Below are 6,000 nucleotides of genomic sequence, written 5' to 3'. Positions count from 1 at the left end.
CCCCCAAGGGGCAGGCACCCAATCTGGCCTCTCAAGCTTTGGGAGCGGCCTTGCGGGCGTTGCCGGGACAGTGGCGGGATCGCTTTGGATACACTCCGCTCTTGGCCGAGAGCTTCACCGATCCGGAGGCCTATGCGGGGACCTGCTACAAGGCGTGCAACTGGGAGGCGGTAGGCCTACAGCGCGGGCTACAGCCGCCATCGGGCCGATTTTTACCTGCCCAATGACCGGTCCAAGCGGCTCTGGCTGCGTCCTCTTTCGGTCCAAGCGCGGCAAACCTTACGGGCGGCCCAATTACCCGAAGAGTGCCGCGCCGGTTTGAGCGCGAGACCCTCGGGCACGCTGCCGGTCAACGCCCAACAGCTCGAATCGTTGCTGGAGGTCTTTTGGAAAGCGCCCGATCCGCGCAAGAAGAACGCCCACTATCCGGTCGGGTCGGTGTTGACCTTGATCGCGATGGCGCTTTTGGCTGGGCGGCGGGAGATCGCTGAGATCGCCCGTTTTGCCACCAGTCTGACCCAGCCCCAACGCCGTCGGCTGGGCTTGCCGCTCAAGAAAGGCACGGGTGGCTTTCATCCGGTTCCCGGCTACAGTGTCTTCTACCAAGTGCTCACCCGCATGGATCCCGAAGCCTTCGCTTCCAGGCTCACCGACTGGTTGCAAGCACAGGGCGGCACGCTGCCGCAGGCGCTGGCCTTGGACGGCAAAATGATTCGTCATCACATTGGCCTCCTGACCATGGCCCAACAGGAGGACGGCGCCCCGCAAGCGGTGGCGGTCCACGACCGAAAGCAGGACACGCCCCGTTGCGAACAAAGCGCGGCGGTGGCGCTGCTGGAAAAGCTGCCGGCCCTGGATGGCAAAATCATCACGGCCGACCCATTGCATTGTCAGCGGCGCCAAGCCCGTCTCATCGTCGAAAAAGGGGGCGATTACCTGTTCGGGATCAAGGGAAATCAGCCTCGTTTGCTCCAAGAGGCTCAAGCCTTGGATGCTTTGCCCGACACCCCCTTTTTACCGACAACCGATCCGGTCATGGCCGGGTCGAAACCCGAGGGCTCCATGCCTTCTCCATCGAGCCCCTGGTCGTCGACTTCCCCTTTGCCCGCTCCCTGATCGTGGTGCGCAGCCAGCGCACGAAGAAAAAAGCGCCCTCACCAGCATCGAGTCCCGTTACTACCTCTCCAGCGCGCCACCGGATCCGTATGCGCCCCAAGAATGGTTGGACTGGATCCGAGGACATTGGGGTGGGATGGAAAACCGCAACCATTGGCGACGCGATGCCCGGATGGGCGAAGACGGTTCCCGTTCCCGTCAGCCCAACCTGCTGGCCAACTCCGTCCTCATCCGTAACGCCCTCCTCTCGCTCCTATCCGAACGCCTCGGCGCACAATCCCTCCTACACTTCCGCGAACGACTCCTCTCCAGTCCCAAACAATGTCTGGCCATCCTTGCCGCCGCATGAACTCCAAAACAAAAGACCCTGTGGGTAAACTGCCATCGCTCGCGGAGGGCGGCGTTCCGTTCGGCTTGAAGGTGCATGACATCGCCTCCAGTGATCATAGAGGGCCAGCGGATGCTGGAGGGCTCTCCACCAGCAAGACGACTCAGGGAAGGGCCACCGGCTTTGCCGCCAGCGGAGGAGGCCGCAGCAGCTTGCGCACCTCGCGGTGGATTTCCGGTCGTGCCCGAGGCGCTTGCGCCCTTCGCTGCTACTCGTCTCCCGTCCTATCCATCGAGAAGATCGCTCCTGCTTTCCTTTCCGCCCGCTTCCCATTCCGCGCGGATTTTGGGAAGACATTGCGGAAATCGCTCGCGGATAAAAGCGATCATCTGCTCCCGAACGGCACAACGCAGATCCCAGGCTTTCGAGGAGTCCTGCGCGCTCACCAGCAGGCGAATGTTCATCGTTCGCTCGGTCGCGTGGGTAACCTGCGTGACTGCCACGCGCCCGTCCCACAGAGGATTGTTCCGGCAGATTTCCAGGAGGTATTTCCGCATCTCCTCCACCGGCATCGTGTAGTCGACGTAGACATGCACGATTCCCAGGAGTTCGCTCGAGTGTCGCGTCCAGTTCTGGAAAGGATGCTCGATCAAATAGGTGATCGGAAGAACCAGGCGGATCTGATTCCAGACGGCGACCACGACGTAGGTCAGGGTGATCTCCTCGATCGTCCCCCACTCTCCCTCGACAACCACGACGTCCCCTAGGCGCACCGGTTGAGCCATAGCGATCTGCAACCCGGCGAAGACGTTGCCGATCGTCTTCTGTGCGGCTAGGCCGCCGATCACGCCGAGGATGCCGGCGGAGGCAAGCAGGCTCGCGCCCACGTGACGGACCTCGGAAAAGAGCATCAGAACCGAGGAGAACGTCAATAGTCCGATCACGAAGGAGAGCACCCGAGTCGCCATCTTCACCTGGGTTTGAAGCTTTCGGGAGCGTAAATTCGCGGCCGGATCCAAGCTGCTCAGTGGGTGGCGGCGCAGCATCGCGTCGCCCACCGCCGCCACGCCATTCCCGGCCGCAAGGCCGATCAAACCGATGCCATAAATGGCCAAAACTTTATGAAGCATGGCCCGATAGAAGTCGGAAAGGGGGAAGCTTTCCAGGGCGATCAATCCGATTGCGGGAGCAAGGAAATGAGCAAAACGGACAAGCCTGGGGAAGAGCACGACGGCCCATTGCCCGCGGCCAATGCCGGTTTTCCGGCGAAGCCAACTCAAGCCGACCGCCATAAACCGAGCGAGAAACCACCAGAACGCCAAGGCCCAAACCGCCTCCACCCCGACCACGATCGATAGGCGAGGCAGCCCCTCCCCGCCAAACTGGCGGAGATAGTTGGATATCGCCAAAACGGTCATGACGGCAGCGGTCCCCCATAGGCCCACTTGAACCGGGGGAAGCAGGGAGCTTAGGATTCCGTCCCGCCACCCCTCCGGCTCGCTCGGCGTCCGCCAAGAAATCGGCTTCCGATGCCACAGGCCGAGCAATTTTGGCAGGAGCGCACCCAGAATCAGAAGCGCCAAGGCGACCGACACCTCTCCCAGAGGCAGTTGTTCCAATCGATAAGGCCAATAATAGACTACGGCGGTCATGTAGGTCATGCGGCCAACGGCAATCCTGCGGCCGGCGGAAAACCGGTACGGATCAACTGGGGGATCGAGGAGATCGACCCGCCCCTCTGCCTTCAACCTAGCATGGCCTCCGGTACGGATGTCAACGATTTGATCGACCGCTCTCGCGCCTTCTCCTGTTGCCTCAAAAATAAAGGAAACCGGAACGGGTGCGAGGAGTGAGGGTCGTTGCCTCAAAAATCGACGACACCCTAATTGGTGATGTTTTCTGCCTTAGCTGTCATGTCCCGGATGATTGCGTACTGTTTTTTGAAAGAGCTGCGGATGGGATTGTTGCCATGTTTTTAGGGCCTGAAGTGGGGTTTGATGATTGAGCGATTTTTGAGGGAGGTGTTCGTTGTAGAGCCAGGCGTAGCGGTGGAGCGTGGTTGTCAGGTCGAGGGAGCTTTGGAAGTGATGAGTACGGAGGATCTGCGCCAGTCTTCCGTTGAAGCGCTCGACCATGCCATCGGGGCGAGGCGACTTCGGCTTGGTCAGGCGGTGCTCGATGCCCAATGCTTGGCAGAGCGCGTCGAACTCATGGGATCCGGTAGCATCCTTGGGTTCTTGGCCGAAGACCCGATCGGTGAACTCCTTGCCGTTATCGGTGAGGATGGTTCGGATTTTCACGGGTGCCGCTTTGGCCAGCGCGTGGAGGAAGCTGCGGGCGGGCCGCCGGGGTCTTCGCACGCTTGACCGCCAGGAAGACCCAACGGGTGGCTCGGGGGTCCTTGGCGACGAAGACATAACGGCGAGAAGTCTCGTCGGCCATCTGGGGCAGGTATTTGAGGTCCACAGGAAAATAGCCCGGCAGGTAAACTGGAAAGGGTTGGGTGGGATTGGCCGGTTTTTCAGGTTGAGGCAACCGGGAATGGCCTCCACGTCGCAGGAGCCGGCCCAAGGCCGAGCCGGTCATCGAGGGTTCGATAAACATTCGCGGATGACGGCCGACAGATCGTCCAGCGGCAGCCCGAGCTGCTCCAGAAACCGCACATTTCGATCCTCTCCGACGAGTTCCTTGTCGAGGTGCGAGGCGTGCCGCAGCGCAACCTCGCGATCGATCTGCTACGGAAACTGCTCAAGGGGGAGATCAGCATCCGCCGCCGCAAGAACGTCGTCCAGGCCCGATCCTTCGCCGAGATGCTGGAGCAGACCATCCGCCGGTATCAGAACCGTGCGATCGAGGCGGCGCAGGTGATCGAGGAGCTGATCCAGCTCCCAAAGGAGATGCGGCAGGCGAACGCCCGAGGCGAGGAGTTGGGCCTGTCCGAGGGCGAGTTGGCTTTCTACGACGCGCCCGAGACCAACGACAGCGCAGTCAAGGTGCTTGGGGACGAGACGTTGCGAACGATTGCCCGCGAACTCGTCGAGACGGTGCGCAACAACGTGACGATCGATTGGGCCCTGCGCGAGAGAACGTCCGCGCCCAACTGCGCGTGCTGGTCAAGCGCATCCTCCGCAAGCACGGCTACCCGCCCGACAAGCAGGAAAAGGCCACGCAGACGGTTCGAGAGCAGGCTGCGCTGCTCTCAGCAGAATGGGCGGTAGCCTGAAGTGGGCATCTGCTGCGGGCTCAGGCTGCGACTGGCGCGAGGCGTAGAAGACAGGGTGGGCGGTAGGCTTGTCACCTCGCCGGCTTGCGAATGGTCGTCCCCGGAATGAAATTGGGGTGTTGGCTCGATTTCAACCTCCAGGTGCGGATGAGTCTCACGGAATCCGCGTGCCGCTTGAGATGGAGCGAACCGAATTTCCCCCGATCGGATGCATAAGCTCTCGGGTATCCCGAGGGGAGTTGGCCGCTTGAACTCGGGCAACGGCGCGCTTTGAGACTGCGCCAGATGCGAGCTTCTAAAGCCGGAAGCGGCTTACGTGCGGAGGCTGGGAGGTTCCATCCGGATGGTCCAGCTCGGCGCGCGTGAAGTAAAGGCCCTTTGTCAAGAGTTCGCCGATCTTCCACGGACACGTTTGCGGAAGATCTTCTTCGGCCACAGTCCAATCGATATCCCGCTCCCGGTGCATTTTCCGAGACTTTTCGATAACTTCGTCGCGGATGTCGCCATACGCTTCCGCCATCGTCTCGTCCAACTGGTGTTTAAGGCTTGGGCTGTCCTTCAAAAGTTTTGCCAATTGGCGACGCTGCTCCCGGACCGTATCGTACCAGCCCCATCTCTCTGCCTGCGAAGGTTTCGTCAGGTACGCGATGTAAAGAAGATGTTCCATCAACGTCCCAAGCCGATTCCACAGCTCTCTCTGTTGCTATTTTCCCGAGCTTTCTACCTCCTCGGCCAGATCCTCGAGATCCAACTCCGCGAAGCGCCGCGCGCGTAGGAGTCGAGCCGTCTCCATGCTCCAAGCGTAGAAATCGCGGTCGTAGAGCTTCCGCATCGTCATGTAGTGACGATCCTCGTGCGCTGGAAGAGGCGCAAGCGGAAAGCGCCGCTCTCCCACCTCTCCCTTCCCCGTGCGCCGTGACCAAGGGTGCATCGTCCAGTGGGGAGGGAGTCATCCCCACCCGGCAACTATTGCTCCAGCCGGAGGCGCCCGATGCGGCTATGACGGTAACGCCGGTGGTCGAAGCCTCTGGGAAAAGGCCCGGAAAGCGGGAGAGCCGAGCAAGCATGCCCTAAGGAAAGTGAACGCTGCACAAAACCTCGAAACCGGCAATGCGGACGTCGAGCGCGTGAGACAGAAGCGAAGGCCGCCGTTTCCCTGAGAAGGAGAGCAATGAGGCACCGCGGAGAGTCGCCGGGGTATGGGGGAGGGCATGCGTGCGAAGGGCGATGCATCAGCACGGAAGCCCGATCCGGCCGGGAGTTCCGGTGAGCCGCACGCATGCCGGCCGCTGCCTCGCGCGGGGCGGGCAGGCTCTCCGCAGGAGAAAGCTTC

5 protein-coding genes and 3 pseudogenes are annotated in these 6,000 nt (G+C 61.4%); 4 read left to right on the top strand and 4 right to left on the bottom strand.

Going from position 1 to position 6,000, the window contains the following annotated elements; translation table 11 throughout:
- The 3 genes and pseudogenes from A37A_RS21025 to A37A_RS0101185 all read left to right on the top strand — a co-directional run.
- Positions 1 to 227 (top strand): annotated as a pseudogene (locus tag A37A_RS21025) (Druantia anti-phage system protein DruA); the annotation flags it as partial.
- Positions 228 to 318: 91 nt separating this feature from the next.
- Positions 319 to 1,116: an ISAs1 family transposase gene (locus A37A_RS0101190; RefSeq protein WP_026195569.1), complete on the top strand. Its 798-nt coding sequence runs from the start codon at positions 319 to 321 to the stop codon at positions 1,114 to 1,116.
- Positions 1,117 to 1,222: 106 nt separating this feature from the next.
- Positions 1,223 to 1,465, top strand: coding sequence for a hypothetical protein (locus A37A_RS0101185; RefSeq protein WP_155996394.1), 243 nt, complete (start codon positions 1,223 to 1,225; stop codon positions 1,463 to 1,465).
- 263 nt (positions 1,466 to 1,728) lie between these two features.
- Here the strand turns inward: A37A_RS0101185 and A37A_RS14985 are convergent, their stop codons facing one another.
- The 3 genes from A37A_RS14985 to A37A_RS21015 all read right to left on the bottom strand — a co-directional run bounded on the left by A37A_RS14985 (position 1,729) and on the right by A37A_RS21015 (position 4,048).
- Complete coding sequence (locus tag A37A_RS14985; RefSeq protein ID WP_018289719.1) at positions 1,729 to 3,192, bottom strand: mechanosensitive ion channel family protein; 1,464 nt, start codon at positions 3,190 to 3,192, stop codon at positions 1,729 to 1,731.
- A gap of 156 nt (positions 3,193 to 3,348) precedes the next feature.
- Positions 3,349 to 3,744 (bottom strand): integrase core domain-containing protein, encoded by a 396-nt coding sequence (locus tag A37A_RS21020; RefSeq protein WP_231363717.1) that lies wholly within the window; start codon positions 3,742 to 3,744, stop codon positions 3,349 to 3,351.
- A complete protein-coding gene (locus A37A_RS21015; protein WP_231363715.1) occupies positions 3,716 to 4,048 on the bottom strand; it encodes a hypothetical protein in 333 nt (110 codons plus the stop codon). Before A37A_RS21015 ends, A37A_RS21020 begins: the two co-directional genes overlap by 29 nt.
- A 44-nt stretch (positions 4,049 to 4,092) precedes the next feature.
- Between A37A_RS21015 and A37A_RS21010 the strand changes: the two are divergent.
- Positions 4,093 to 4,667: pseudogene (locus A37A_RS21010) on the top strand (DUF3387 domain-containing protein); the annotation flags it as partial.
- 295 nt (positions 4,668 to 4,962) lie between these two features.
- Here A37A_RS21010 and A37A_RS17885 read toward each other — a convergent pair.
- Positions 4,963 to 5,460 (bottom strand): annotated as a pseudogene (locus tag A37A_RS17885) (DUF29 domain-containing protein).
- Positions 5,461 to 6,000 lie beyond the last annotated feature (540 nt).

It is taken from the genome of Verrucomicrobium sp. 3C, assembly GCF_000379365.1.
Lineage (GTDB): Bacteria > Verrucomicrobiota > Verrucomicrobiia > Methylacidiphilales > Methylacidiphilaceae > Methylacidimicrobium.
Note: the sequence above shows the minus strand (reverse complement) of the source record. Positions and strands in the feature narration are given on the sequence as shown.

Excerpts from the sequence above, each read along its gene's own strand:
- A37A_RS21015 (WP_231363715.1), bottom strand. The coding sequence starts at position 4,048 with ATGTTTATCGAACCCTCGATGACCGGCTCGGCCTTGGGCCGGCTCCTG.